General features: G+C 71.3%; 28 protein-coding genes. 16 read left to right on the top strand and 12 right to left on the bottom strand.

Annotated features, from left to right (window positions below; genetic code table 11):
• Nucleotides 1–28: 28 nt before the first annotated feature.
• Nucleotides 29–466: a MarR family winged helix-turn-helix transcriptional regulator gene (locus tag OG584_RS19780; protein WP_405779590.1), complete on the bottom strand. Its 438-nt coding sequence runs from the start codon at nucleotides 464–466 to the stop codon at nucleotides 29–31.
• A gap of 134 nt (nucleotides 467–600) precedes the next feature.
• Here OG584_RS19780 and OG584_RS19775 point away from each other — a divergent pair, with 134 nt between their 5' ends.
• Nucleotides 601–783 carry a ribbon-helix-helix protein, CopG family gene (locus tag OG584_RS19775; protein WP_405779589.1) on the top strand — a complete coding sequence of 61 codons (183 nt, stop codon included), beginning with the start codon at nucleotides 601–603 and terminating at the stop codon, nucleotides 781–783.
• A 71-nt stretch (nucleotides 784–854) separates the two neighbouring features.
• Here OG584_RS19775 and OG584_RS19770 read toward each other — a convergent pair whose 3' ends face one another.
• A complete protein-coding gene (locus tag OG584_RS19770) occupies nucleotides 855–2,309 on the bottom strand; it encodes an NCS2 family permease (RefSeq protein WP_405779588.1) in 1,455 nt (484 codons plus the stop codon).
• A 184-nt stretch (nucleotides 2,310–2,493) separates the two neighbouring features.
• On the opposite strand from OG584_RS19770, the gene OG584_RS19765 reads away from it, so the two are divergent.
• Nucleotides 2,494–2,778, top strand: a complete 285-nt coding sequence (locus tag OG584_RS19765; RefSeq protein WP_405779586.1) for a DUF2530 domain-containing protein — start codon at nucleotides 2,494–2,496, stop codon at nucleotides 2,776–2,778.
• Between the two features lie 169 nt (nucleotides 2,779–2,947).
• The gene (locus OG584_RS19760; protein ID WP_405779584.1) at nucleotides 2,948–5,386 is read left to right on the top strand and encodes a cation-translocating P-type ATPase; all 2,439 of its coding nucleotides are present in this window, start codon (nucleotides 2,948–2,950) and stop codon (nucleotides 5,384–5,386) included.
• A gap of 141 nt (nucleotides 5,387–5,527) precedes the next feature.
• On the opposite strand, the gene OG584_RS19755 is transcribed toward OG584_RS19760, so the two are convergent.
• The 4 genes from OG584_RS19755 to OG584_RS19740 all read right to left on the bottom strand — a co-directional run bounded on the left by OG584_RS19755 (nucleotide 5,528) and on the right by OG584_RS19740 (nucleotide 11,207).
• The gene (locus OG584_RS19755; protein ID WP_405779583.1) at nucleotides 5,528–6,412 is read right to left on the bottom strand and encodes a DUF5707 domain-containing protein; all 885 of its coding nucleotides are present in this window, start codon (nucleotides 6,410–6,412) and stop codon (nucleotides 5,528–5,530) included.
• Between the two features lie 206 nt (nucleotides 6,413–6,618).
• Entirely contained in the window at nucleotides 6,619–9,810 is a 3,192-nt protein-coding gene (locus OG584_RS19750; protein ID WP_405779581.1) for a sacsin N-terminal ATP-binding-like domain-containing protein, read from the bottom strand.
• A gap of 446 nt (nucleotides 9,811–10,256) precedes the next feature.
• Nucleotides 10,257–10,682 carry a DUF4267 domain-containing protein gene (locus OG584_RS19745; protein ID WP_405779579.1) on the bottom strand — a complete coding sequence of 142 codons (426 nt, stop codon included), beginning with the start codon at nucleotides 10,680–10,682 and terminating at the stop codon, nucleotides 10,257–10,259.
• A gap of 78 nt (nucleotides 10,683–10,760) precedes the next feature.
• Complete coding sequence (locus OG584_RS19740) at nucleotides 10,761–11,207, bottom strand: DUF1772 domain-containing protein (protein ID WP_405779577.1); 447 nt, start codon at nucleotides 11,205–11,207, stop codon at nucleotides 10,761–10,763.
• Nucleotides 11,208–11,299: 92 nt separating this feature from the next.
• Here OG584_RS19740 and OG584_RS19735 point away from each other — a divergent pair, with 92 nt between their 5' ends.
• Nucleotides 11,300–11,878 (top strand): TetR/AcrR family transcriptional regulator, encoded by a 579-nt coding sequence (locus OG584_RS19735; protein ID WP_405779575.1) that lies wholly within the window; start codon nucleotides 11,300–11,302, stop codon nucleotides 11,876–11,878.
• Nucleotides 11,879–12,275: 397 nt separating this feature from the next.
• Here the strand turns inward: OG584_RS19735 and OG584_RS19730 are convergent, their stop codons facing one another.
• A complete protein-coding gene (locus OG584_RS19730; protein WP_405779574.1) occupies nucleotides 12,276–12,485 on the bottom strand; it encodes a DUF397 domain-containing protein in 210 nt (69 codons plus the stop codon).
• Nucleotides 12,482–13,309, bottom strand: a complete 828-nt coding sequence (locus tag OG584_RS19725; protein ID WP_405779572.1) for a helix-turn-helix domain-containing protein — start codon at nucleotides 13,307–13,309, stop codon at nucleotides 12,482–12,484. Before OG584_RS19725 ends, OG584_RS19730 begins: the two co-directional genes overlap by 4 nt.
• Nucleotides 13,310–13,415: 106 nt before the next feature.
• Between OG584_RS19725 and OG584_RS19720 the strand changes: the two genes are divergently transcribed.
• Genes OG584_RS19720 through OG584_RS19710 form a run of 3 tightly spaced genes read left to right on the top strand, consistent with a single transcriptional unit; the run spans nucleotide 13,416 to nucleotide 14,226 of the window.
• Nucleotides 13,416–13,685, top strand: coding sequence for a hypothetical protein (locus OG584_RS19720; RefSeq protein WP_405779570.1), 270 nt, complete (start codon nucleotides 13,416–13,418; stop codon nucleotides 13,683–13,685).
• Complete coding sequence (locus tag OG584_RS19715) at nucleotides 13,682–13,879, top strand: hypothetical protein (RefSeq protein WP_405779568.1); 198 nt, start codon at nucleotides 13,682–13,684, stop codon at nucleotides 13,877–13,879. The genes OG584_RS19720 and OG584_RS19715 overlap by 4 nt, the downstream gene beginning before the upstream one ends.
• On the top strand, nucleotides 13,876–14,226 hold the full coding sequence (locus OG584_RS19710; RefSeq protein ID WP_405779566.1) for a hypothetical protein: 351 nt from the start codon (nucleotides 13,876–13,878) through the stop codon (nucleotides 14,224–14,226). Before OG584_RS19715 ends, OG584_RS19710 begins: the two co-directional genes overlap by 4 nt.
• A gap of 191 nt (nucleotides 14,227–14,417) precedes the next feature.
• Here the strand turns inward: OG584_RS19710 and OG584_RS19705 are convergent, their stop codons facing one another.
• Nucleotides 14,418–15,329 carry a DUF3027 domain-containing protein gene (locus OG584_RS19705; RefSeq protein WP_405779565.1) on the bottom strand — a complete coding sequence of 304 codons (912 nt, stop codon included), beginning with the start codon at nucleotides 15,327–15,329 and terminating at the stop codon, nucleotides 14,418–14,420.
• A 440-nt stretch (nucleotides 15,330–15,769) separates the two neighbouring features.
• On the opposite strand from OG584_RS19705, the gene OG584_RS19700 reads away from it, so the two are divergent.
• Genes OG584_RS19700 through OG584_RS19685 form a run of 4 tightly spaced genes read left to right on the top strand, consistent with a single transcriptional unit; the run spans nucleotide 15,770 to nucleotide 19,159 of the window.
• Nucleotides 15,770–17,119 carry an MFS transporter gene (locus tag OG584_RS19700; protein ID WP_405779564.1) on the top strand — a complete coding sequence of 450 codons (1,350 nt, stop codon included), beginning with the start codon at nucleotides 15,770–15,772 and terminating at the stop codon, nucleotides 17,117–17,119.
• 27 nt (nucleotides 17,120–17,146) lie between these two features.
• Nucleotides 17,147–17,629, top strand: a complete 483-nt coding sequence (locus OG584_RS19695) for a DUF2771 domain-containing protein (protein WP_405779562.1) — start codon at nucleotides 17,147–17,149, stop codon at nucleotides 17,627–17,629.
• Between the two features lie 4 nt (nucleotides 17,630–17,633).
• Nucleotides 17,634–18,290 (top strand): futalosine hydrolase, encoded by a 657-nt coding sequence (locus tag OG584_RS19690; protein ID WP_405779561.1) that lies wholly within the window; start codon nucleotides 17,634–17,636, stop codon nucleotides 18,288–18,290.
• Entirely contained in the window at nucleotides 18,287–19,159 is an 873-nt protein-coding gene (locus OG584_RS19685) for a 1,4-dihydroxy-6-naphthoate synthase (protein WP_405779559.1), read from the top strand. The genes OG584_RS19690 and OG584_RS19685 overlap by 4 nt, the downstream gene beginning before the upstream one ends.
• A 68-nt stretch (nucleotides 19,160–19,227) precedes the next feature.
• Here the strand turns inward: OG584_RS19685 and OG584_RS19680 are convergent, their stop codons facing one another.
• Entirely contained in the window at nucleotides 19,228–20,733 is a 1,506-nt protein-coding gene (locus OG584_RS19680; protein ID WP_405779557.1) for an MFS transporter, read from the bottom strand.
• Between the two features lie 110 nt (nucleotides 20,734–20,843).
• On the opposite strand from OG584_RS19680, the gene OG584_RS19675 reads away from it, so the two are divergent.
• The gene (locus tag OG584_RS19675) at nucleotides 20,844–21,326 is read left to right on the top strand and encodes a MarR family winged helix-turn-helix transcriptional regulator (protein WP_405784165.1); all 483 of its coding nucleotides are present in this window, start codon (nucleotides 20,844–20,846) and stop codon (nucleotides 21,324–21,326) included.
• A 73-nt stretch (nucleotides 21,327–21,399) separates the two neighbouring features.
• On the opposite strand, the gene OG584_RS19670 is transcribed toward OG584_RS19675, so the two are convergent.
• Nucleotides 21,400–21,783: a cold-shock protein gene (locus OG584_RS19670; RefSeq protein WP_405779556.1), complete on the bottom strand. Its 384-nt coding sequence runs from the start codon at nucleotides 21,781–21,783 to the stop codon at nucleotides 21,400–21,402.
• 150 nt (nucleotides 21,784–21,933) lie between these two features.
• Here OG584_RS19670 and OG584_RS19665 point away from each other — a divergent pair, with 150 nt between their 5' ends.
• Entirely contained in the window at nucleotides 21,934–22,215 is a 282-nt protein-coding gene (locus tag OG584_RS19665) for a hypothetical protein (RefSeq protein ID WP_405779554.1), read from the top strand.
• On the opposite strand, the gene OG584_RS19660 is transcribed toward OG584_RS19665, so the two are convergent.
• Nucleotides 22,185–22,817, bottom strand: a complete 633-nt coding sequence (locus OG584_RS19660; protein WP_405779552.1) for an HAD family hydrolase — start codon at nucleotides 22,815–22,817, stop codon at nucleotides 22,185–22,187. The genes OG584_RS19665 and OG584_RS19660 overlap by 31 nt on opposite strands.
• A gap of 96 nt (nucleotides 22,818–22,913) precedes the next feature.
• On the opposite strand from OG584_RS19660, the gene OG584_RS19655 reads away from it, so the two are divergent.
• Genes OG584_RS19655 through OG584_RS19645 form a run of 3 tightly spaced genes read left to right on the top strand, consistent with a single transcriptional unit; the run spans nucleotide 22,914 to nucleotide 25,854 of the window.
• Entirely contained in the window at nucleotides 22,914–23,918 is a 1,005-nt protein-coding gene (locus OG584_RS19655; protein ID WP_405779550.1) for a FecCD family ABC transporter permease, read from the top strand.
• Nucleotides 23,919–23,935: 17 nt separating this feature from the next.
• Nucleotides 23,936–24,988, top strand: coding sequence for a FecCD family ABC transporter permease (locus OG584_RS19650; protein ID WP_405784163.1), 1,053 nt, complete (start codon nucleotides 23,936–23,938; stop codon nucleotides 24,986–24,988).
• Complete coding sequence (locus OG584_RS19645) at nucleotides 24,985–25,854, top strand: ABC transporter ATP-binding protein (protein WP_405779549.1); 870 nt, start codon at nucleotides 24,985–24,987, stop codon at nucleotides 25,852–25,854. The genes OG584_RS19650 and OG584_RS19645 overlap by 4 nt, the downstream gene beginning before the upstream one ends.
• The last annotated feature ends 3 nt before the right edge of the window (nucleotides 25,855–25,857 follow it).

The raw sequence follows: 25,857 nt of genomic DNA, 5'->3' as shown, positions 1-25,857 counted from the left end.
AGGTCACCTGGATGACCGCTTACGGGGGTCAGAGCTGGGCGAGCTTCTCCAGGACGGGGGCGGCAGCGCGCAGCTTCACCCAGTCGTCCTCGTTGAGCCCCTCGGCCAGCTCGGCCAGCCAGACGTTGCGTCGGCGCCGGCTCTCCACGAGCATCGCCTGCGCCTCCTCGGTCTGGCTGACGACCTTCTGTCTGCGGTCGTCGGGGTGCGGTTCCAGCCTGACCAGGCCCTTGGCCTCCAGGAGCGCCACGATGCGGGTCATCGAGGGCGGCTGCACATGCTCCTTGCGGGCCAGCTCGCCGGGGGTGGCGGAGCCGCAGCGGGCGAGGGTCGCGAGAACCGACATCTCGGTCGGACTCAGGGACTCGTCGACGCGCTGGTGCTTGAGACGACGGCTCAGGCGCATCACGGTGGAGCGCAGTGAGTCGACGGCGGCAGCCTTGTCGTCGGGCGAAAGGTCAGGCATGTTCGTTAGCGTAACTCATTACCTATGCTAAAGAACAACTCGGTATGCCATGCCGTGAGTGAGATCACCCATACGAGTGAGATGAGGCGCGAAAGTGACGCGCGGCGGCGCCCCGTCCCGCAACGCTGTCCGGCATGGGATCGAACGTGCTCAGCCTGCGCATAGACGGGGAGCTGCTCACCCGTCTCCGGAATCACGCGGCCAAACGCGGAATGAGCGTCCAGGACTACGTGGTCCGGACGCTCATTCGCGACGACTTCGACGAGCGGTTCCAGTCCGCGGTCGACGAGACGGAGAAGTTCTACGGGCGTACGTAGAGGCCCCCACCGCGAACGCCCTTACCGCGAACGCCCTTACCGCGGACGCCCTTACCGAAGCGGACCGGGCATCACGTGAGGCCGAGGGCCGGCATCGCGTAGTAGAAGACGAAGACCAGCGACACGATGTACATCGCCGCCGGCACCTCGCGCCAGCGCCCGACGGCGATCCGCAGGACGGTGAACGAGATGAAGCCGACCCCGATCCCGTTGGTGATCGAGTACGTGAACGGCATCATCACCATCGCGAGGAACGCCGGGATGGCGACGGTGAAGTCGGACCAGTCGATGTCCCTGACCGAACCCGCCAGGATCAGGAAGCCCACCGCCAGCAGCGCCGGGGTGGCCGCCTGCGAGGGGACCATGGTCGCCACCGGGGTGAGGAACAGCGCCACCGTGAAGAGCAGGCCCGTCACCACGCTCGCCAGACCCGTACGGGCACCCTCCCCGACCCCCGCCGTGGACTCCACGAAGCAGGTGTTGGCGGATGAGGAGGTCGCACCGCCCGCCGCGACCGCGATGCCGTCGACGAACAGCACCTTGTTGATGCCGGGGAAGGTGCCGTCGGGCTTCGTCAGCTTCGCCTCGTCGCCGACACCGAGGATCGTCCCCATGGCGTCGAAGAACGACGAGAGAAGCACGGTGAAGACGAACAGGATGCCGGTCAGCACGCCGACCTTGTGGAAACCGCCGAACAGACTGACCTGACCGACCAGACCGAAGTCCGGGGAAGCCACCGGGTTACCCGGCCAGTGCGGGGTGGTCAGGCCCCAGCTGGGGACCGTGGCGACGGCGTCGACGATCATCGCGGCGATCGTCATCGCGACGATGGAGATCAGGATCGCGCCGGAGACCTTGCGGACGATCAGCGCCAGCGTCAGGAGCACGCCGACCACGAAGATCAGGACCGGCCAGCCGTGCAGATGCCCGTCGGAGCCGAGCTGCAGCGGGACCGTGGTGTGCGCGTTGTCGGGGACGCGCGAGACGAAGCCCGAGTCGACCAGGCCGATCAGCAGGATGAAGAAGCCGATGCCGATCGCGATGCCCTTGCGCAGGCTGAGCGGCACGGCGTTCATCACGCGCTCCCGCAGCCCGGTGGCGACGAGCAGCATCACGACGATGCCCGCCAGGACGACCATGCCCATCGCGTCCGGCCAGGTCATCCGGGGCGCGAGCTGGAGGGCCACGACCGTGTTCACACCGAGTCCGGCCGCCAGGGCGATCGGCACATTGCCGATGACGCCCATCAGCAGCGTGGAGAAGGCGGCGGTCAGCACGGTGGCGGTGACGAGCTGGCCGCCGCCCAGCTGGTGCCCGTTCATGTCGTGCGCGCTGCCCAGGATGATCGGGTTCAGCACGATGATGTAGGCCATCGCGAAGAAGGTCGCGAAGCCGCCGCGGATCTCCCGGGCGATGCTGGAGCCGCGCTCGGTGATCCTGAAGTAGCGGTCGAAGCCGTTCTGCGGCCCGCCGCCGGGTGGCGTTGGTGGAACAGCGTCGACCGGAGCGGGGGCCGAGGATGACATGCGCGCGACCTCAAGTGTCATGTGATGAGAAACGGCCATATTTGGACGTTTAAACGAAAGGAACGAGCCAATCGAAAGCCGTTTCAGTATGAATACATAGGCCGAAGATCGCTATCTCCGCGCGTAGACCCTTGAGCCACCTGACCTGGCAGCGCCTCCCCCTCCCCCGCATAGACTGTCGGCCATGGCGAAGTGGACACCAGCACACGAGGCACCCGACCCCCTGGAGGGGCCCGTCGTCGCCACTGTCACCGGCGGCACGATCATCTGGTTCGTCCTCTTCCTCGTGCAGTTGCCGTTCTACGGCTGGTTCGACGACCACGGGCACCTGTGGTGGCTCTGGACCTGCGCGGCCGGTGCCGCGCTCGGACTCATCGGGATCTGGTACGTACGGGGGCGCGACGCGGCCCTCAAGCGCGCGGCGGCCGAGGCCGGTCCGGCGGCGGGCACCACGTCCGGCCCCGCGTAGGGCGCGCCTCCGGCCGGCGGCGCCGGTCCTGGACCGACTTCCCCTCCGGGCCCCTGGGCGGGTCCGTACGGCCACAGGACGAGCACCGTCCTGTTCCGCCTCATCCCCGGGGCCGATCTTCCCGTATCTCACCGGGTAAACGTGTGGTTCTGGCCTTAACGTCGGATCCATGACGCAAGGGCGGTATATCGACGCGGGGTCCGAACTCGACCCCGTCCATCCCGTCGAGCCGCCGCACCCGGCCCGCGCGACGGGACTGACCACCGCCGAAGTGGCCGAACGGGTGGCCAGGGGCGAGGTCAACGATGTGCCCGTACGGTCCAGCCGGTCCACAGCCGACATCGTCCGGGCCAACGTCTTCACCCGGTTCAACGCGATCATCGGCGTGCTCTGGGTGATCATGCTGTTCGTCGCGCCGATCCAGGACAGCCTCTTCGGCTTCGTGATCATCGCCAACACCGGCATCGGCATCGTCCAGGAGCACCGCGCCAAGAAGACCCTCGACGGACTCGCGGTGATCGGCGAGGCCAAACCGGCCGTACGGCGCGACGGGGCATCGGCGGAGGTCTCCACGTCCGAGCTCGTCCTCGGCGACCTCATCGAACTGGGCCCCGGCGACAAGGTGGTCGTAGACGGGGAGACCGTCGAGGCCGAGGGCCTGGAGATCGACGAGTCGCTGCTCACCGGCGAGGCCGAGCCGGTCCACAAGAAGCCCGGCGACCCGATGATGTCCGGCAGCTTCGTCGTCGCGGGCGGCGGGGCGTTCACCGCGACCCGGGTCGGCCGCGAGGCCTACGCGGCGCAGCTCGCCGACGAGGCCTCCCGCTTCACGCTCGTCCACTCCGAGCTCCGCAGCGGTATCTCCACCATCCTCAAGTACGTGACCTGGATGATGGTCCCGACCGCTGCGGGACTGATCGTCAGCCAGCTGGTCCACGAGCGGCACGACCTCAAGGACTCCATCGCCAGGACCGTCGGCGGCATCACCCCGATGATCCCCGAGGGGCTGGTCCTGCTCACCTCGATCGCCTTCGCGATCGGTGTCATCCGGCTCGGCCGCAAGCAGTGCCTCGTGCAGGAGCTCCCCGCGATCGAGGGGCTGGCCCGGGTCGACGTGGTCTGCCTGGACAAGACGGGGACGCTCACCGAGGGCGGGATGAACGTCTCCGGGCTGCGGATGCTGGGCGATGCGGACGAGTCGTACGTACGTCAGGTGCTCGGCGCGTTCGGCGCTTCGGACCCGCGGCCCAACGCGAGCCTCCAGGCGATCGTCGACACCTACCCGGACAGCTCGGGCTGGCGCTGCACCCAGGCCCTGCCCTTCTCGTCGGCCCGCAAGTACAGCGGGGCGGCCTTCGGTGAGGGCGGCGGCACGACGTCGGCCTGGCTGCTCGGCGCCCCCGATGTGCTGCTGCCCGAAAAGGACCCGGCGCTCCAGGAGGTGGGCCGGCTCAACGAGGAGGGGCTGCGGGTACTGCTCCTCGCGCGGGCCGCCGGCGATCTGGACGACGACAGCGGCGGCGAGGGCGGCAGGGACGCGAGGGCGGCCGGTGCGCGGCCCACCGCGCTGGTGGTGCTCGAACAGCGGCTGCGGCCCGAGGCGGCCGAGACCCTGGCGTACTTCGCCGACCAGAGCGTCGCCGCCAAAGTGATCTCGGGCGACAACGCGGTGTCGGTGGGGGCGGTGGCCGCGAAGCTCGGCCTGGCCGGCGCGGCGGACACCATCGATGCCCGGCAGCTCCCCACGGACCAGGAGGAGATGGCGGACTCGCTGGACTCCCACTCGGTCTTCGGCCGGGTCTCGCCGCAGCAGAAGCGCGACATGGTCGCGGCGCTCCAGTCCCGCGGCCACACGGTCGCCATGACCGGGGACGGCGTCAACGACGTACTGGCCCTGAAGGACGCCGACGTCGGCGTGAGCATGGGTTCGGGCTCGGAGGCCACCCGCGCCGTCGCACAGATCGTGCTGCTCAACAACAGTTTCGCGACGCTGCCCTCGGTCGTCGCCGAGGGCAGGCGGGTCATCGGGAACGTCACGCGGGTGGCGACGCTCTTCCTGGTGAAGACGGTCTACTCGGTACTGCTGGCCATCCTGGTGTCCTGTTTCCAGATCGAGTACCCGTTCCTGCCGCGGCACTTGACCATGCTCTCCACCCTGACGATCGGCATCCCGGCCTTCTTCCTGGCCCTCGCCCCCAACAAGGAGCGGGCGAAGCCCCACTTCGTAAGGCGGGTGCTGCGGTACTCGATCCCGTGCGGCGCCATCGCGGGGGCCGCCACCTTCGTGGCGTATCTGATCGCCCGCCACTACTACGTGGGGGCCGGGTCCCTGGACGCCGAGACGAGCGTCGCGACCCTGACGCTCTTCCTGGTCTCGATGTGGGTCCTGGCGATCATCGCCCGCCCGTACACCTGGTGGCGGGTCTGCCTCGTGCTGGCGATGGCCGCGGCGTTCCTGCTGGTCATGGTCGTCCCCGCGCTCCAGCACTTCTTCGCGCTGAAGCTCGTGGGGGCTGCCATGCCGTGGCTGGGTGTCGCCATCGCCGCTGTCGCGTCGCTCGGCGTGGAGCTGGTGTGGCGGTGGGTGGACCGCCATCACCCGAGCTGATCCCGCTGATGTCCGGGCCGCCCGCCGAGCCCTGGGCCGCTGCCGGCGGCCCGGTTCACCCGGCCTCCGGGATCACATCACCGCTGTGTCCCACCGGGGTCACGTGACCGGGATCAAATGACCCCGGTCACGTGAACGGGGTTACTTCACGTCGACGAAGTCACCGGTGGCGACGACTGCCGGAGTCGTGGTCGTACCGGCGTAGTTGTAGCGCCAGTAACCGTCCTCGACGGCCTTGACGGTCGTCTTGAGGTTGCCGGTGCTGTTCGTCTTCACCGTCTTGACGGTGGTGTAGGCGTTGCTGTTCTTCTTGCGGAACTGCAGCTTGACGGGCTGACCGGTGTAGCCCGCGTACTTGTACGTCTCCCAGTTGGCGCGGGCCAGCTTGCCGGTGACCGTGATGGTCTTGCCCTTCTTCACCGGCTCGGGGGCCGCGTTGACCGACTGGGTCGACGCGCGCTGCACGTGCTGGGACTTGTACGCCTCGTTCTCGGTCGAGCCGCCGTCCTTGGCGAGTGCGGCTACGGCGACCTTCCACGTGCCGGCCAGGCTGTTCTTGTACAGGTCGTTCTGCGAGCGCGGGTTCACCTTGAAGGTGACCTTGCAGGTCGACGTGGTGGCGCTCGCCGCGGTGCACTTGGCGATCTGCGCGGTGTCGTCGCCCACAATCGGGCCGAGGTAGCCGTCGACGCTGTCGACGTTGGCGCCGTGCCAGAGGTAGACGATGGCGTCCTGAATGCCGGAGTCGTCGCTGGCGGTGAGGGTGGCCGTGATGGTCTTCGCTGCGGTGGTGCCGAGGACGATGTCCTTGCCGCCGTTCACAGTGACGCTGCTGATCTTCGGGTCGCCGGCGACCAGCGCCGTGCGGACCTTCGCGCCGGACGGCGCGGCGTGCTGGAACACGGAGCGGGGGATCGCCGTCGGGCCCGCCCCATGGGTCCCGTCCGCCTGCGCGGCGGCCGGAACGACGAGAGCGGAGAGAGCCAGGGCGCCGGTAACGGCGGCCACGGTGGCACGTATGCGCATGTTTTGTTCCCCATGTGGAGAAGGGGACCAGCGGAGGTTTCGTCCATCCGCGTGGCCCATGTGGTCTGTGAAGCCTGGTGGCTCCACAGACGAGACGAGCGGCAGAAGCGAATGGTTGTACAGGATGTGAAGATTTTGAAACCGAGTGGTGACCGGCGCCCCCCGCACGCCGGTCCTGCCCCTGCCCCGCGACCCCGCCCGCGGGCTCAGTCGAACCAGCGGTCCCGCTCCAGCTCGGCGGTCCGGGACGGGTCTTCGATCAGCGCCGCCACCTCGAAACGGCGCGGCCACTGCCCCGCCGCCCAGGCGAGCCCCGCCGCCACGCCCTCCAGCGTGGCCGCGTGCAGCACCCCGTCCCGCGTCCGGTGCCAGTCCAGCTCGACGCCGTTCGCCAGCAGCTCCTCGTGCTCGAAGTACGTACGCGCAGTGCCCGCCCCGAGCAGCGCGCGGACCGCGTCCGGGACCTGGTGCTCCTCCCCCGCCGTGGTCACCTCGGCCTCCACGCTCTCGCTGAGCCGCGCGACCTGGAGCAGCTCGGCCAGCTCGGCCGCCCGGTCGGGGGCCACCGGGAGCAGCGCGGCGCCGGATGTCAGCGGGAGCAGGTCGGGGGCGTCGGCCACCAGGCCGTCCGCGGCGTCCACCACCCGCACCTCGCCGTCCACCACGGCCCGCAGGTCATCGGGAAGCGTCACCTGTTCCGGATCCAGCCGGGCCAGCTGCCCGTACAGCGCGTGCAGCTGCCGTGCCGTCACCTCGCGGTCCGGGTCGGCGAGCCGGTCGAGGAGCTCCGCCGCGCCGCCGGGCTCGTCCAGCAGTGCGGCAGCGGACGTCCGTACGCCCAGCGCACGCAGCACCTGCTCGTCCTCAAAACCGGTCGCGTCGGCCTCGTCGTACAGACCGGCCAGCAGCGGGTCACCGCCTGCGGCCCGCAGACCGGCCGGGCGCCGGCCGTCGAGCACCGGGTGACCGCGCAGCCACCAGGCGGTGTACGGGCGTACGGACTCGGTCGTCCCGTCCGGCAGCAGCACCCGCACGGGCTGCGTCAGGGCGTCCCGCAGCGGCGGGCGGGAGAGCAGGGCGAGGGCCTGCGGCCACTTGTCGTCGTCGACCAGCTCCAGATCCCGTACGGCGACGATCTCCGTCGCGACGGGCGGCACCGGGCCGTGCGGCAGCTGGTCCAGCACGTCCTCGCACCAGACGTCCACCGCGTCGAGGAGTCCGGCGTCGTCGGGCTCGGCGAAGTCGCCGTCGCGGGGCTCCAGTTCATCGGGATCCAGGACGACGTCCGTGGTGCGGACCAGGGCGAACGTGGCGAGCACACCGCAGGCGGTCAGCGGCTGCTCCCCCCAGCGCTCGGCCAGTTCACCGTCGCACAGGGCCAGTTCGCCCTCGCGCATGATCGCTGCGAACGGGCTTCCGGGCAGGACCAGTTCACCGGCCGGTACGGTTTCGCCGTCCTCGTCCGGGAGGGCGAGCGCCGCGAGCCAGGGCTCGTCGCCCGGCTCCAGATCCGCTTCCCGTACGAGCGCGAGCACGATGTCGGCGAGCTCGTCGGCACCCGGCGCCCCCGCGTCCCCCTCGTCGTACCAGATCTCCCCTGCGTCCATCGAAGCGGCGACGGCAGCGCGTACCTGCGGGGTCGTCAGGACCGCACGCGGGGTGGCGGGCAGGGCGCCCAGCTTCTCCAGGAGCGGGTGCGCCGCGTCCGGGTGGGCGACCTTCAGGCCGAGGCGGGCCAGATCGGCCGGGGTGTCGGCCAGCGGCAGCAGGACCTGCCGGGGTCCGACGGCCGTACGCCCCGACGCGAGCGGCACGGGCAGCCCGGCGAGCCGGTCCGGGTCGACGCCGGCCAGGGTCTCGTACAGCCGGCGCCACCAGGACGGTTCGCGTTCGGCCCCGCCGATGCGGTCGATGGCATCGCCGAGCGGCAGCCTGCCCACGCCCAGCGTTCGCAGCTCGGCGCGGCGTTCGAGCCCGGCGGGCAGCAGCGTCGGCAGCACTTCGGCCAGCACCCGTACGGTGTCCTCGCCCGCGCCCTCGACGACTTCGGCCTCGAAGGGGCGCAGAGCGTGACGGCGCTCGTCCTCGGGCTCGTCCGTCTCACCGGCCGCCGCGCCGCCGCCGGTGCCGTCAAGCGGCGCGGCGGGCGCGAGGAACGCCACCCTGTTCAGCCGCTCCAGGATCGCGGCCCGCAGCGCGCCGTCCAGTTCGCCCTTCCCGAGCGGCCCCGGCACCAGGTCGATGGTGGCGACGGAGACCGGCTCCCAGCCTCCGAGCAGCTCCGCGTACGCGTCCGCCGCCCGCTGCACGAGGAAGTCGGTGAGCGGTCCGGGTGCGGGGTGGCGGCGGGCGGTGTCCAGCGGAAGCGAGGCGATGAGCAGCGCGGGCACACCGAGCGGCTCGTCGGTCGGGGTCGGCGCGTGAACGACGGGAGCGGTGCCGGGACGTACCGGCGCTCCCTCGCCGTCGACCAGGACGGCCCAGGTCACCGACCAGTGCGGGCGCAGCCGTTCCTCGACGGGGCGGTCCGCGAGCAGCGCGCGCTCCAGCGGGCCGTGGTGGGCGACGGTGCGCCAGCGGTGGATCCCGCCACCCGCCGCGCTGTCGTCGATGTGGACGTACGCACCGTGTTCCGACCGGTTCAGGGTGCGGATGCCGTCCGGGGTCTCGATCACGATCTCGGTCAGGCCGGGCAGGGTCAGGAGCAGCGCGTCGTCGATCGCGGCGACCAGCCGCTCGGCCAGGGCCTCGGCGCCCCCGTCGCGGAGCGGCAGGATGACGACGGTGTCGTACCCGTCGGGGGCGGTGCCCTCGGCGGGCAGCGGGAGGCGCAGCAGCGGTACGTGCCCCTCGCGGCGGCGCAGTTCGTCGGCGAGGCCGTCCTCCGGTGCCTGCGGACGCCCCGGGGTGGCGCGGGCCGCCTGGGCCGCCAGCTCGCGGGCCTCGGCGAGTGACCAGCGGACGCCGCCGTGCCGGCCGACGACGGCCGGCTCGTCGCTCACCGCGAGGACGGCTGCGAACCCGACCCCGAAGCGGCCGACCGCGGCGTGTGTGTCGGCGTCGGTGCGCTTGGCCGAAGCGCGGAGCGTGCTCAGTGACTCGACGCCGGTGGCGTCCAGCGGGGCGCCGGTGTTGGCGGCGACGAGCACAGCCGGGCTCTCTCCCCCGCCCGGCCGCAGCGTGAGCCGGAACCGGCCCGGTACGCCGGCGCGGGCCGCCGCGTCGGCGGCGTTCTGGGCGAGCTCCACGACGAGGCGGTCACGGTAGCCGCCCAGCGCGAGGTCTTCCTCGGCGTTGGCGTCCTCGCGGAAGCGGGCGGGGGTGGTGGCCCAGGCATCGAGCACGCCGCGCCTCAGGCGGGCCGTCCCGAAGGGGTCGGCTGCGTCTGTCGCTTCCACGGTCACGGCTTGTGCTCCTCTGTGGGGCGGGTGGGGGGGACCGTCCCGGTCCGGGCTGAAGGTACCGCGTGGCGGGGGCGGTCAGCGGCGCGGGTGGGGCGGGGACGCCTGTGGCCCGCGCAGAGCGCGTGCCACCGTTGCTCCCGCCGGGCGCCGAGCCGTCCGAGAACCTGAATCGGATGCCGCGTCGTCTCCGTCGCGGGAATCGCCGCTTACGTGAGCCGGGGGCCCACGCCCCCGGGCACCGTCGGAGAACGTCTGAGGGGTCCTTGCACTGTGAGCGCGCGCCCCGGACGGGCACAGTGCGAGGACCCCTGAGGGGGAACGCGGCCGCGAAGAAGAGCACTTACCGGGCGAAGGTGCCTGCCGGGACCTGCTCGCGCCCACGCGGCATCTTGCTTCCGCGATCCGGCGGGCGGATACCGGCACGCGCCGAGGCGGTGGCGTCAGGCGGGCTGCAGGGCGGGCGCCGCCGGAGCGGCCACGGCCTTGCGGGTCTCGCGCATGATCAGCAGGCCGTTGACCACCATCAGCGTCGCGGTCAGGCAGTGGACGCCGAGCGCGGTGGCCACGGAGCCGTGGTGGGCCAGCACGGTGGTCATGTCGCCGTACGCGGCGAGGGACTCCACCAGCAGCGCCCAGCCCAGCGCCCGGCGGTGGCCCGTCACCAGCAGGATGCCCAGGACCAGGGCCAGGACGACGTCGCGGATCCCCTTGATGATCAGGAAGCCGCCACCGTCGCCGGACGGCGGGCTCGGCAGGCCGAAGCCCGCCGCCGCCGTCTCAGGGCTCAGGATGAAATCCGTCCCGAACCAGAGGATGAAGAGGATGAACGCGGCGGCCAGGACGGTGTTGATCTTCTTCAGTAACACTGTTCTTCTCCTTGGGGTCTTCGTCGGCCCGGTGAGCTTCGTGTGGATTGCCGAGTCCTGTGGTGCCGGTCCGCGGGCTCAGACGAGGGCGGCGACGAGCAGGGCGAAGGCGGCGATGATGAGGGCGACGCGGACGTAGTGGAAGCGGTCCCAGCGGTGCATCTGCTCCTTCCAGTCCTCGGGCCGGTTCTCGGGGGTCCACGTCTTGCCCTGGTTGTTGATCGGGACGAGCAGCAGGAGCGACATGACCACGCTGACGATGAGCAGCCCGCCGGCGGTGACGACGAGTCCGGTTCCGCCGTGGTGCCATCCGGCGATGGCCCAGACCGCGATGAGGACGAGCGAGCCGATGTACCAGAACGGCATCACGGCGCCGAGCATCCGGCCCCCGTGGGCGCGGCCGAGCTGACCGCTGTCCTCGGGAAGTGCGTTGAAGATCGGGTTCATGACGAAGGCGACGGAGAACTCCACCCCCACCATCAGTCCGAAGGCCACGGTGGTGACGACCTGAAGCGCATCGAGCATGATGATCCCTCCGAGGAATCTAGCGTTGCTAGGTGATGAAGCAAGGCTAGTACTACTGCCGATCGCTTGTCTAGCGGTGCTAGAATCGAGTCATGTCGGTACAGGAACGCAAGGAGCGTGAACGGGCGGGCCGCGAGCGCCTCATCGTGGCGACGGCCCGCGAACTCGCCGAGCAGCAGGGCTGGGACGCGGTCACCACCCGCCGGCTCGCCGAGCGCATCGAGTACAGCCAGCCCGTCCTCTACAGCCACTTCCGCGGCAAGCGGGAGATCATCGGCGCCGTCGCCCTGGAGGGCTCCACCGAGATGGCCGCGGCGCTGCGGGCCGCGACCTCCGCCGTGGACGGCCCCCGCGCCCGGGTCACCGCCCTCGCCCGCGCCTACCTCGGCTTCGCCGCACGCAACCCGGCGGTCTACGACGCCATCTTCCAGCTCGACGGCGGCCTGGCGTTCGCGCAGGAGGACACCCCGGAACCGCTCAAGGACGCCTTCGCCGCGCTACTGGAGAGCCTCGGCGATGTCGCCGGGGACCACGTCCAACCGGGGCTGTTCACCGAGGTGTTCTGGGCGGCCCTGCACGGCCTCGCGACCCTGGGCCGGTCCGGACGCCTGCCCCCGGAGGAAACCGAGCAGAGGGTGGAGCTGCTGGTGGACCGGCTCGCCACGGTCTGACCCGCCCCCCGACGGGCATGCAGCCGGGGCGCACCTCCGGGGCGGGGCGCCCGCCCGGAGCCCGCGACGCCCATGGAGCACGAACTGACAGGCGCCCCGGCCGGACGTCAGACCGGTGGCGGCACGGATGCGGCCGCACTGGTGCCAGAGGCCGGGCGGAGGCCGTCGCCACCCGCCTCGCTCCGGCCGGTTCGCGCCTGGGGCAGGCGGGTTCGGCGGCATCTCACCCGCACTCAGCCGGCGCTCCCGACCAGGCGGCCAGGAGCGCCGGGTGGAAACCCGGCGGCGGACAACCGCACCGGGAAAAGTCCGGCATCACGGCCCACCGGCCGGGCAGCACGTGTGGAGCGGCACCGAAGGCAGCCGTGAACCGGTACGCCCCGGACCGAGGGGGGGGTCAGACGGTGCCGAACTCTCCGGTCCTGACGCTCGCCACGAAGCAGGCGAACGCGGTGGCGGGGATGCCCAGAACCGGACCGCTCGGGTTCTTGGAGTCACGGACGGGGACCACGCCGCGCGGGGCAGCCAGGTTGGCCGCGACCTCGATGCACTGACCGCCGTTCTCACTGTACGAGGACTTGATCCAGCGGGGGGTTTCAGTCGTCACGGGGTGCCCTTTCGCAGCTGGTCGATCATGGCCACGGATGCCGCTTGGGAGACAGCTTCGGCCTGTAGCTGATGGTAGGCGGTCAGCATGGGCAGCACGAACGTACTTTCCCTTTCCAGATGGCCCCGTTGGGCCGACTCGGCGTACGACATGAGCGACCGATCCGGCATCGTGAGCACGGTTACCGGCAGGCTGAGCGGGCGGCGGACCCCCATGTCGAACGGGGCGACCTGGAGGACGGTGTTCGGCAGTTCGGCGAACGCAGTCAGCCGGGCGAACTGACCGTCCATGACAGCGCTGTCCCCGATGGGCCGACGGAGACAGCTCTCATCCAGTACCACGAAGACCAATGGGGGCGGCGTCCGGATCAGCGATGCCTGACGCTCCGCAACCAGGGCAATCCGCTCGTCCGCCTGGTCGGGCGTGGTGACGCCACGTTTCACAGTGCTCTCGCCGAGCGTTGCCGCGTACTCGACCGTCTGAAGCAGCCCGGGAATCACGCCCACTTCGTACAACCGGATCTCCGCCGCGCGGCCCTCATGCCGGACGTACTCCGGAAACCCCTCCAGCAGCGCCGTTTGCCGAACGGCCTGGCTCTGACGCTGGAGCCGGTCCCCCGTACCGAGCGCCCGGTCAGCACTTGCCGCGAAGCGGCGAGTTGGAGGGCGGCGACCAGTTTCGACAGCTGAAATATGCGTCCCGGAACAGCCCGTCCGCTCCCCCAGTCCGTCCTGTGTCCAACCGCGCTCATCCCGCAGTCTGCGCAGAAGCTGTCCGAACGCCGCCTTCGGGGATTTCTCGGGATCCAGCTCTTTTCTGTTCAACGGCCGTCACTCAACTCTCTCTACACGTAACGCAAGTTGAAGGCGTTCTGACTCTAGGTCACGCTGAGTCCGCTTGGTAGTGGAATGACTACGGAGAGGAGTGGCGGTGGCTGCACAGAACAGCACCCCGGACAGGCAGGAACCTTCGTACGTCCCGGATCTCGGCGCGCTCATGGTCGATACCGGGCACGGCAACCGGACCGGGGAGTTCCGGGGGCTGGCCGGTTCGTACTGGTCACTGCGGCCGGTCAGCGGTGGCATCGAGTGGGAGGCCGCACCCGAGCAGGTCCGGACGCCGAATCGCACGGAGCTTCTTGCCGCTGAGATCGCACGGGCCAACGCCCGGAGCCGGAACCGCAGGAGGCTGGAACCGTGACCCCCACCGCTACGCCATCACCGCCATCACCCGGCGAGAGCGACGCGAGCGACGACGGGTCCTGCCGGGAGTGCGAAGAGTTCGAGCTCGCCGAAGCTGTCGCCAGAGCCGAGGGTGACGCGAGCAGGGAAACCGACTGCCGGGTCCTGCGCGGACGCCACCGGCAGTCCGGCCACGGAGGGCGGCAGGCGTGACGCTCTCACTGATCCGGCTGGTCTTCACCGCAGGAGTCGTACAGGCCCGCTTACGCCGGCACCTGCCCCGCGTCATGCGCCTGCTCGCCCCGCAACGGTCCGGGCTGCCCGCCCTGTTCGCCGAACTGCAACGCATCGAGTCGGACCTCGCACACCGCACGCGGTTCTTCGCGGGGCTGAACGCCGCGGTCGCCGAGCGGAACGCAGAACGCGTCGCCGAGCTGGAAGCCCTCAGGACCGCCCTCGATCAGCTCCGGAACCTGGTCTCCCCCGCAACGGCGAGCGCGCCACCCGGCCGATCACCCGCGCGCCGGATCAAGACCGCAGGCAAGGGGTCATTCGGGTGATTCACCCACACTTCGGGCGTTTCACCACGACAGGGAAACGCCGTCGCCGGTCCGCAGGCCTCACCCGTCGCGGGGAGGCCCGTCGGCCCGCCCGCACCCGTTACCGCCGCCCGGCCGGAACACCGGCCCCGGACGCCCGGCGAGGCGGCAAGGCAGGGAAGCCCCGCCTCACCGCAGGGGCCGCCCCACCCTCAGGAATGCCCCAGATCGTCCGCCCCGGAAGCCGCCTCCGCCGACACGGAACCGCCCTCCGGATCCGGCCGCAGCGCGAACGGGTCCGCGGCTGTCGAGTCCAGCACCAGCGGCGCGGGCCGCGGCGGCTTCGGCATGACCGCCGCCTCCGAGTGCCCGCCGCAGCCGTAGGACAGCGACACCACATGCCCGTCCGCCGGACCGAATTCGTTCCCGCAGACCCCGAATGCCTGCCGCAGCGAACCGGAGAGCGGAACCAGGAACGCACACGTCACACAGGAAGCCGGGGCCGCCTGGGCCATCGGGGTCTTCGCGCCGTACTCCTCGTCCCAGCGGTCCGCCGCCTGGTGCAGGCCGTAACGGGAGAGCACCCGCGCCCGGCGCATGCCCAGCTCGTCGGCGACCGCGGCGACCGTGCCACGGGCCGGGACCGCCGTGCGGTCGGTGACCTCGGCGTCCTCCGCCTCGACCCGCTCCGCCAGCTCGTCGGACAGCACCGAGTTGGGCGGCGGTGCGTCCTCGCCCGAGAAACCGGGCTCCAGGCGCAGGTCCTCCGCCTCGGTGGGCAGCAGGTCGCCGGGGCCCATGTCGCCGGGGCGCAGCCGTTCGCTCCACGGCACCCACTCGGGGGCCAGCAGCGAGTCGGGACCGGGCAGCAGAGCCGTCTCGTCAAGCGTGACGAGCTTCGCCCGGGACGCGCGGGCCACCGTCACCGCCCAGCGCCAGCCCCGGTAGCCGGGCTCCTTGCACTCGAAGAAGTGGGTGACCACGCGGTCACCCTCGGCCACCACAGAGACGTGCTCACCGACCACCCCGGGGAAGGCGGCTTCCTCCGCCGCCTCACGGGCCAGGTCGACCGCCTCGGCGCACAGGCGGTCAGGGGTACGGCTTCTCGTCGTCGCAGCACTCACAGGTCTCGCTTCTCTCCTACGCCGTCTCACGGGTGCGCCGGACGAACATCGCGTACGAGCTACGGGCGGAGCGGACCAGAGGACCGCGTCAACGTCCGCGCCCGACATGCCCGGGGGCGCACCTTCTCCCACCCATTCTGCGGGATAACGGAGAGGCGCACAGCCAAGGGCAACCGCCGGTGGCGCGCTGGAGGCTGCCGGCCGCTCCCGGGCGGATGAGCCCGCGGCGTCTGGCGCCGTGCATCGCAAGGCGGAAATCGCCCTGTCGACCGAAGTCACTGGGCGGTTCCGACAACGCAGCGAGGTGCGGTGACAGGCGTCGCGGGCCCGCCCGGGAGAGGTCGGCAGCCTCCGTGCACGCTACCCCTTCTCCGGCTCTCGTCCCACCTGCGCGTCCGAATCCCGGTTCGGGTCGTACGGGGTTGGGGCACTATGACGGGGTGACCACCGCAAGGTCGTCCGACGGATTCAGCCCGGCGCGCAGGGTGGGGCGGGCCGTCGGGCATGCCCTCCATCGGCCGTTCACTGGTACCGCAAAGGGGATCAGACGGGCGACGAACGCCCATGGCGCGGGCGAGTCGGGCCTCGGCAAACTGATCGAGCTGCACGCCGTGAACAGCGCGGGTGACGTGATGATCACGGTTGCGCTGGCCTCGACCGTCTTCTTCTCCGTGCCGACCGATCAGGCCCGCGGCCGTGTCGCGCTCTATCTTCTGGTCACCATGGCGCCGTTCGCGCTGCTCGCTCCGGTGATCGGCCCGCTGCTCGACCGGCTGCCGCACGGCCGCCGGGCCGCGATGGCCGCGGCGATGCTGGCCCGGGTGGCCCTCGCGCTCGTCATGTCGGGGGCCGTGGCCACCGGCGGCCTTGAGCTCTACCCCGCCGCCCTGGGCGTCCTGGTGGCGTCGAAGGCGTACGGCGTGGTGCGCAGCGCGGTGGTCCCCCGGCTGCTGCCACCACGGTTCTCACTGGTCAAAGCCAATTCCCGGGTCACGCTCGGGGGGCTGCTCGCGACCGGTGTGGGGGCGATGATCGGCGCCGGACTGCACCGGATCGGTTCGGCCTGGCCGCTCTACGGGGCGTCCGCCGTCTTCCTGTTCGGGGCGTTCCTGGCGTTCACGCTGCCCCGCAAGGTGGACTCCGCGAAGGGCGAGGGAAAGGCCCGGCTCGTGGAGCAGGCCGACGGGCGCAAGCCGTCGCTGCGCACGGTCGGGCCCTCCGTGCTGAACGGCCTGGTGGCGAACTCCGCGCTGCGCTCGCTCTCCGGCTTCCTGATCTTCTTCCTGGCCTTCCTGCTGCGCGAGCACCCGATGGCCGGGCAGAACGGCGCCGTGTCGCTGGCCATCGTGGGCGTGGCGGCCGGCGGGGGCAACGCGGTGGGCACGGCCGTCGGCGCGCTGCTGCGCTCGCGCGGGCCCGAGATCATGATCGCCACCCTGCTCGGGGTGGCACTGGGCACCGCGGTGCTCACGGCCGTCTTCTTCACCTCGGTGCTGGTGACGCTGCTGGCCACGGTCGCCGGGTTCGCCCAGGCGCTGGCCAAGCTGTCGCTGGACGCGATGATCCAGCGGGATGTGCCGGAGACCGTCAGGACCTCGGCGTTCGCCCGGTCAGAGACGGTGCTCCAGCTCGCGTGGGTGGTGGGCGGCGCCATCGCGATGGTCCTGCCGCTGAACGGCGTGCTGGGCGCGTCGGTGGGGGCCGCGCTGGTCGCGACGGGTGCGGTCACGACCGTACGGGGGCTCCTGACAGCCGCGCGGCGCGGCTCGCCGCACCCCCGCGTGGCGTGACCTGCGCCGGACGATAGCCTTCGCCCCATGACCGTTGCGCTTCTTACTGGTAAGGGCCGCCGCACCGCTGCCGCCCTCGGTGCCGTGTCCGTCGGACTCCTTGTCCTGTCGGCCTGCGGCAAGCCGACCCCCTTGGCCACCGTGACGGTCGGCACCAACTCGGTGCACTCCGAGGCCGCCTGCTACAACGACGGCAAGAGCCTGGACATGGCCAAGACCAAGTCCTGTGCCACGGACAAGCAGGGCACCAAGTCCGTCAAGGTCGACCCGGACAGGACCGTGCGGATCGGCGTGGACCCGAAGATCGCCGACAAGGGCTGGGTGCTGCTGCTCAACGGTCAGCAGCTGACCGGCATCAGCAAGAAGACCTACACGACCGTGCCGGGCAACGTGTTCTTCAACTCCCAGTACGGCGCCAAGGGCAACTCGTCGACCATCGCCATCGCCGAGGGCGACGGCACCACCAAGGTCTTCGGGCTCTGGTCGTTCGTCTTCAAGAAGGACGCCTGACATCTTGCGTGTACTCATCGTGACCGCGGTCCCCGCTGAGCGGGACGCGGTCACGCGCGCGTTCGGGGACACCTCGGACCCGGCCGCGGAGACCGGCTGTTACGACGTGATCGCGGCCGGGGTCGGTCCGGCAGCCGCGGCCGCCGGGACGGCGACAGCGCTCGCCCGTGGCTCGTACGGCCTGGTGGTGTCGGCGGGTATCGGCGGCGGCTTCCACGCCCCGCCGGGCTCCCTCCTGGTGGCCGACGCGATCGTCGCGGCGGATCTGGGCGCCGAGACGCCCGAAGGTTTCGTGTCCGTCACCGGTCTCGGCTTCGGCACGGTGGAGCACCTGCCGCCAGCCGCCCTCGTACGGGCCGTGGCCGACGCCACCGGGGCGACGCCCGGCACCGTACTCACCGCTTCCACCGTCACCGGCACCGCGGAGCGTGCCGCCGGGCTGCTGGCCGCCCACCCCGCGGCCGTGGCCGAGGCGATGGAGGGATTCGGGGTGGCCGAGGCCGCGGCCCAGGCAGGTGTGCCGGTGCTGGAGATCCGGGCGGTCTCCAACGCTGTCGGCCCGCGCGACCGCGACGCCTGGCGCATCGGCGACGCGCTGGCCGCGCTCACCACGGCTTTCGGGAAGCTCGCGCCCGTACTGGAAGGCTGGACCCGCACATGACCGAAGCAACAGAGGCACCGCTCCTGACCGATGCCCTGAACATCGCGTTCTCGCCCTGCCCCAACGACACGTTCGTCTTCGACGCCTGGGCCCACGGCCGGGTGCCGGGGGCGCCCGCGATCGATGTGACGTTCGCGGACATCGACATCACCAACGGCATGGCCGAGCGCGGCGAGTCCGACGTCCTGAAGGTGTCGTACGCGGTGCTGCCCTGGGTCCTCGACGAGTACGCGCTGCTGCCGTGCGGCGGGGCGCTCGGGCGGGGCTGCGGGCCGCTGGTCCTGACCAGGGGGCCCGGCGTGGACCTCACAGGGAAGACGGTCGCCGTGCCGAGCGAGCGCTCGACCGCGTATCTGCTCTTCCGCCTGTGGGCGGCCGAGGTGGTGCCCGGCGGGGTCGGCGAGATCGTCGTGATGCCGTTCAACGAGATCATGCCCGCCGTGCGCGACGGCAAGGTCGACGCGGGCCTGGTCATCCACGAGGCGCGCTTCACCTACCAGGATTACGGGCTGCACTCGCTGGCCGACATGGGGCAGCACTGGGAGCTGACGACGGGCCTGCCGATCCCGCTCGGCGCGATCATCGCCAAGCGCTCGCTCGGCGACGACCGGCTGCGGGAGCTGGCCCGGACGGTGCGGGAGTCGGTACGGCAGGCCTGGGACGACCCCGAGGTGTCCAGGCCCTATGTGCTGGGCCACGCGCAGGAGATGGACCCGGCGGTCGCGGACCAGCACATCGGTCTGTACGTCAACGAGTTCACCGCGGATCTCGGTGAGGACGGTTACGCGGCGGTACGGGGGCTGCTCACCCGAGCCGCGGCCGAAGGTCTCGTACCGGCGCTGAGGCCCGGGGCACTGGACTTCGTCTGAGGATTCGTCTGAGGGGTTGAGGGCGGAAGTGCGGCCCCTCGGGGCCGCCCGCCGTCGGGAGGCCCCTCTCAGACGCCCGATGGGCTCGGACTGTCGGCGACCGGGACGGCCTCCGCGGCTGCCCGGACCTTCGGCCGTCCGGGGACCGCCAGGACCACCAGTGCGGCCACCAGCGCCACCACGCCGCCGATCGCGAAGGCCGTACGGAAGCCCGCTTCCGACGGGATCGTGAAGCCCCCGGACGAGACCGTCATCTGGGCCAGCACCACACCCACGACCGCGCTGGAGACCGAAGTGCCGACCGATCGCGCCAGCGAGTTGAACCCGTTGGCCGCCGCGGTCTGGGAGAGCGGGACCGCGCCCATGATCAGCGCCGGCATCGCTCCGTAGGCGAAGGCCACGCCGACACTGATCACACACGCGACGGCCACCAGGCCCCAGGTCGAGCCCATGAGGACGGTCGCCAGGCCGTAGCCGACCGCGATGATCACGGACCCGGTGAGCAGGGACACCTTGGGGCCGCGGGCCGCGGAGAGTTTCGCGCCGAACGGGGACACGGCCATCATCACCAGCCCGGCCGGGGCCATCCACAGGCCGGCCGCGACCATCGACTGGCCCAGGCCGTAACCGGTGGCCACCGGGAGCTGGAGCAGCTGCGGTGTGACGAGCGACTGGGCGTACATCGCGAAGCCGACCACGACGGACGCCACATTGGTCAGCAGCACCTGGCGCTGCGCTGTGGTGCGCAGGTCGACCAGCGGATCCGCCGCACGGAGCTCGAAGGCGCCCCAGAGCAGCAGGACGACGACCGCTGCTGCCAGCAGGCCCAGCGTGCTCGCGCTGCCCCAGCCCCAGTCGCCGCCCTTGGACACGGCCAGCAGCAGGGACACAAGACCGGCGGCCAGGCCCACGGCTCCGGGGTAGTCGAAGCGGCCTCCGGCGCGGACCGGGGCCGGGGGGACGAAGAGCAGGACCAGCAGACCGAGGACCGCGCTCAGCCCGGCCGAGCCCCAGAACAGCGTGTGCCAGTCGGCGTTCTGCGCCACCGCCGCCGCGATGGGCAGCCCGAGTGCGCCGCCGATGCCGAGCGACGAACTCATCAGCGCGATCGACGAACCGACCCGCTCGGGCGGCAGGACGTCGCGCATCACGCTGATGCCGAGCGGGATGATGCCCATGCTGGTGCCCTGGAGCGCCCGGCCGATGACCATGGGCGCCAGTGAGCCCGCCAGGGCGCAGACCAGGGAGCCGGCCACCAGCAGCCCGACGCAGATCAGCATCAGCCGACGCTTGCCGTACAGATCGCCGAGCCGGCCGGTGACCGGGGTGGCGACCGCGCCGGCGAGCAGTGTGGCGGTGATGACCCAGGAGGCGTTGCCCGACGTGGTGTGCAGCAGCCGCGGGAGCTGAGCGATGAGCGGGACGACCAGGGTCTGCATCAGGGCGGCGACGATGCCCGCACCCGCCAGGACGGCGACTACGGGACCGGTTCTGGCGGGTGGCTGCGCGGGGGCGGTCGGGGTCACGGGAATCTCCTCTTCGGCTGCACACGCGGCGGCGTGGGTGTGCAGCATACATAGCTTGTGCATGATGCATATACCGCGTGCTATACATGCAAACCGGCACCGGACGACGGGCCGGAGCGGCGCAGCGGGACCTGCGGGAAGAGCGCGCGGTGCAGGAAATGCGGGAAGTGCGGGAAGTGCAGGAAGGGAGACGCCTCGTGCGTCAGGCGAGCGAGAACATCGAGCGGGAAATGACCCTGCTGGCCCGGTACCGGTACATGGACGTCGCGCAGCCGACCCGCCTCGAGCGCAGCGCCTATGTCCTGCTCTGCCGGATCGAGATCGACGGCCCGCTCTCCATCGGGCAGCTGGTCGACGCGCTGGCCCTGGACACCTCCACACTGAACCGGCAGACCGCCGCCATGACCCGCGCCGGACTGGTCGAGCGCATCCCCGACCCGGAGGGCGGCCTCGCCCGGAAGTTCCGCATGACCGAGGAGGGCGCGCGGAAGCTGCGCGCCGACCGCCAGGACACCGTCGACGGACTGCGGCGGGTGCTCGCCGACTGGACACCGGAGGAGGCCGAGATGTTCGCGGCGGCGCTGGAGCGCTTCAACACCAGCATCGAGACGATGATCGGGCAGCCCTGGCCCCGGCCGTGACCGGTGCGCACACGGCGGTGGGCCGGGACGGGGAGACCCCGCCCCGGCCCACCGGGGGACCGCTTCCGTGCGGTCAGACGTCCAGCTGGTCGGCGACCGCGCGCAGCAGACCGGCGATCTTCGCGCCCGCCGCCTTGTCGGGGTAGCGGCCGCGCTCCAGGCTCGGCGTGATGTTTTCGAGCAGTGTCGTCAGGTCCTGCACGATGGAGGCCAGTTCGTCGGGCTTGCGGCGCTGGGCCGCCGCAAGGGACGGCGTGGGATCGACGACGGTCACGGTCAGCGCCTGGTCGCCGCGCTGGCCCGCGACGACACCGAACTCCACGCGCTGCCCCGGCTTCAGGGCGTCGACTCCGGACGGGAGCACCGACGAGTGGACGAAGACATCGTCCCCGTCGTCGCGGGAAAGAAAGCCGAAGCCTTTTTCCGAATTGAACCACTTCACCTTGCCGGTGGGCACCGTCTGTCCTCGTCCTCGTAGTCGTAGAAAACGGCTCTGGATAGCACTGCAGCGGGTCACCCGACCCGCCGGGACTCAGGCTAATGGTCCGGGGACCAGTAACAAGACGTCACCGCGTAGTTCCTCCGCGCAGGGAACTACCCTGGCGGGGTGAGCAATGAAACCCAATCGACCGACACCCGTGCGGGCGACCGTCTGGTCCAGGTCGGCGCGATCATCTTCTTCATCGGAGCCGTGGCCACACTCGTCACTGTGGCCCCGCTCTTCCTCGGCACGGATCCGTTCCCGTCCATCGCGTATGCCGTGTGCATGCTGATGGGCGTCGGATTCCTCGTCGCGGCGGCCGGCGTGCTGCGCTCCATCGCGGACCAGCGGCGCCGCGCCCGCGCCGCGATGGCTGCTCAGGCGCCCGCGGTGACCTCGGCGGCATAGCCCTCGAACCACGCGGGGAACTCCGTGAGGTCTCCCAGGACGACGCCGGCGCCGGCCGCGCGCAGTTCGTCCGCGCCGATGGGGCCTGTCGGTACGGCAACGGAGAGCGCACCCGCCGCGAGCGCCCCGCGCACGTCGCCGACGTGGTCGCCGACGTACACGGACGCGCCGTGCTCGCGCAGCGCATCCGCCTTGGCCTCCGCCCAGAGCCAGCCGATGACGGCGTCCGGCTCGATGCCGAGGTGCACGAGGTGGCGCACGGCGTCCGGCTGGTTCTTGGCGGTGACGACGATGGCCCGGCCACCGAGCCCGCGCACCGCGGCCACCGCTTCGGCCGCCCCCGCCATCGCCGGGGACGGCTCTATCGCATATGTGGGGTAGATCTCACGGTAGCGGTCCCGCATCGCCGGAATGCGATCCTCCGGAAACCACTCGGCCAGCTCCAGTTCCAGCGGCGGGCCGAGCCGGGTGACCGCGAGGTCGGCGTCGATGTACGTACCGGTCTCGGCGGAAAGCGCCTGGTAGGCGGCGTGGATCCCGGGCCGGGAGTCGATCAGGGTCATATCGAGGTCGAAGCCGACCGTCAGAGGCTGTGAAGGCATGCCTTCCATCCTCCCTCCGTCGGACACCTGACCGGTTGCCCCCGGAGCGCTGAGCTTAGACTTAGCCAAGCCTTACCAACCTCCGGAATGGGTCACATGTCAGCTCCCGTGGCCCGCCGCCGCATCGCCTGGACGGCCGCCGCCGTTGTGGCCCTGCTGCTGGCGGTCCTGCTCAGCCTCGCGGTCGGGGCACGGGCCATCGCACCGTCGGCGGTGATCGACGCGCTGCTGCACGGCGGTCACAGCAACACCGCGGAGGTCGTACGCGAACTGCGGCTGCCGCGCACCCTCATCGGCCTCATGGTGGGCGCCGCGCTGGCCCTGGCGGGGACCGTGCTCCAGGGCATCACCCGTAACCCCATCGCCGACCCCGGCATCCTCGGCATCAGCCAGGGGGCATCGGTCGGCGTGGTGCTGGCCATCGCCTTCGCCGGCATCCACACCCTCACCGGATACGTCTGGTTCGCGTTCGCGGGGGCGGCGGTCGCATCGGTCGCGGTGTACGCCATCGCGTCCCGCGGACGCGGCGGCGCCACCCCGGTGAAGCTCGCACTCGGGGGCGCCGCGATCAACGCGCTGCTCGTCTCGGTGGTGCAGGCGGTCCTGACGACCAAGGCGTCGGCGCTGGACGAGTTCCGCTTCTGGCAGGTCGGCTCGATCAGTGGCAGGGACGCCGGCATCGTCGGCCAGATATGGCCGTTCCTGCTGGTGGGCGTGGTGCTCGTAGCCTCGGTCGCGCGCGGTCTCGACGCCCTGGCACTGGGCGACGACATGGCGAGGGGGCTCGGCCAGAAGGTCGCGACGGTACGCATCGTCGGCGGTATCGGTGCCACCGTCCTGACGGGCGTCGGAGTCGCAGCCGCCGGGCCCATCGCCTTCATCGGACTCGCCGTGCCGCACATCGCCCGCGCGGTCGTCGGCAGCGACCACCGCTGGGTGCTGCCGATGGCGGCCCTCATCGGCCCCGTGATGCTGCTGGTCTCCGACACCATCGGCCGGATCGTCTTCCCGCCGAGCGAGGTCCCGGCCGGAGTGATGACGGCCCTCATCGGGGTGCCGTTCCTGGTGACCCTCGTACGCCGGAAGGCGGTCCCGGCGTGACGACCGCCCCGGCAACCATGCGCCCCGCGGGGTACTCGCTCGTACGGGCCGGACGCGGGACGTTCCTGCTGCACCGGCGGGCGACGGCCGTCGCCGCGGCGCTCGCCGTGCTGCTGGCCGCCACCTGCGTCGCCTACCTCTGCGTCGGTGAGGACTTCATCGCGCCCGGCGAGGTCGTGAAGGTGATCACCGGCAGGCCGTCGCCCGACGAACTCGTCGTCGGCACCCTGCGGCTGCCCCGCATGGTCGTCGGACTGCTCGTGGGCGCCGCGTTCGGCGTGGCGGGGGCGCTCATCCAGACCGTCGCACGCAACCCGCTGGCCAGCCCCGACATCATCGGCATCAGCAAGGGCGCGGGCGCGCTGACCGTCGGCGCGATGTCCCTCGGGGTGACATCGCCCGCGGTGCTGCCGTACCTCTCGGTCGCCGGCGGGATCACCGCAGCCGCGCTGGTCTACGTGTTCGCCTGGCGCGGCGGGCTGCACGCCACCCGGTTCGTCCTGATAGGCATCGGCTTCGCGATCGCGCTCGGCTCCGTCACCCAGCTCTTCCTGACCAAGGGCGACTACCTGGTCGCCCAGCAGGCCCAGATCTGGCTCACCGGCTCGCTGAACGGCCGCGGCTGGGGCCAGGCCGGGCTCCTCGGCTGGGTGCTGCTCGCCCTCGTACCGGCCATGCTGTGGGCCGCGTACGCCCAGCGCACCGTCACCATGGACGACGACACCGCGACCGCGCTCGGTGTCCGGCTCGGGCGGGTGCGGCTGGGGCTCGTACTGCTCGGCGTGGTGCTGGCGTCGGTGGCGACCGGGGCCGCGGGTCCTGTCGACTTCGTGGCGCTGCTCGCCCCGCAGATCGCCCGCCGGATGACCAGGACCGCGCAGATCCCGCTGCTCTGCTCGGCGCTGACAGGCGCGTTCATCGTCGTACTCGCCGACCTGCTCGGCCGCAAGCTCCTCTCGCCCACCGAACTCCCGGTGGGCGTCCTCACGGCGGCGGTCGGCGCCCCGTATCTGATCTGGCTGATCGCGAAGAATCACGGTGCCCGCGGCCGTAGTGGAGGCAGCGCATGACCAGCAGGACGACGCCGGAGACCAGGCTGACCGCCCGGGAGCTGACGCTCGCGTACGACGACCGCACCGTCGTCGACGGACTCGACCTGGCCGTGCCCGACGGACAGGTCACCGTCATCGTCGGGCCCAACGCCTGTGGGAAGTCCACCACCCTGCGGGCTCTGGGACGACTGCTCAAACCGCGCGGCGGGGCGGTGCTACTGGACGGCGCCGAGCTGTCGCGCACCCCCACGCGGAAGATCGCGCAGTCGATCGGGCTGCTCCCGCAGTCCCCTTCGGCACCCGAGGCGATCACCGTCGCCGACCTGGTGGCGCGGGGCCGCCAGCCGCACCAGCACTGGTGGCAGCAGTGGTCGGACGAGGACGAGCGCGCCGTCACCGGGGCCATGGAGCGCACGGACATCACGGCCCTGGCCGAACGGGCGGTGGACGAACTCTCCGGCGGGCAGCGCCAGCGCGTGTGGATCGCGATGGCACTCGCCCAGGAGACGGATCTCCTGCTGCTCGACGAGCCCACCACCTACCTCGACATCGCCCACCAGGTGGACGTGCTTGACCTGGTGCGCCGGCTCAACAAGGAGCGCGGCAGGACCGTGGTCGCGGTGCTGCACGACCTCAACCAGGCGGCCAGGTACGCCGACCACCTGGTGGCCATGAAGAGCGGCCGGATCGTCGCCGAAGGGCCCCCGGCGGAAATCGTCACCGCCGAGCTCGTACGGGAGGTGTTCGGCCTGGAATCGGTCGTCATCCCGGACCCGGTGACCGGCTCGCCGCTGGTCGTGGCGGGGGCACCGTGGAACGCGGACGGGGAGGAGAACCGGGTGGGGAAGGACGCGGGTGCCACCGAACCGGCGGACCTCCTCTGAGGG

Source organism: Streptomyces sp. NBC_00859, assembly GCF_045161865.1.
Lineage (GTDB): Bacteria > Actinomycetota > Actinomycetes > Streptomycetales > Streptomycetaceae > Streptomyces.
Note: the sequence above shows the minus strand (reverse complement) of the source record. Positions and strands in the feature narration are given on the sequence as shown.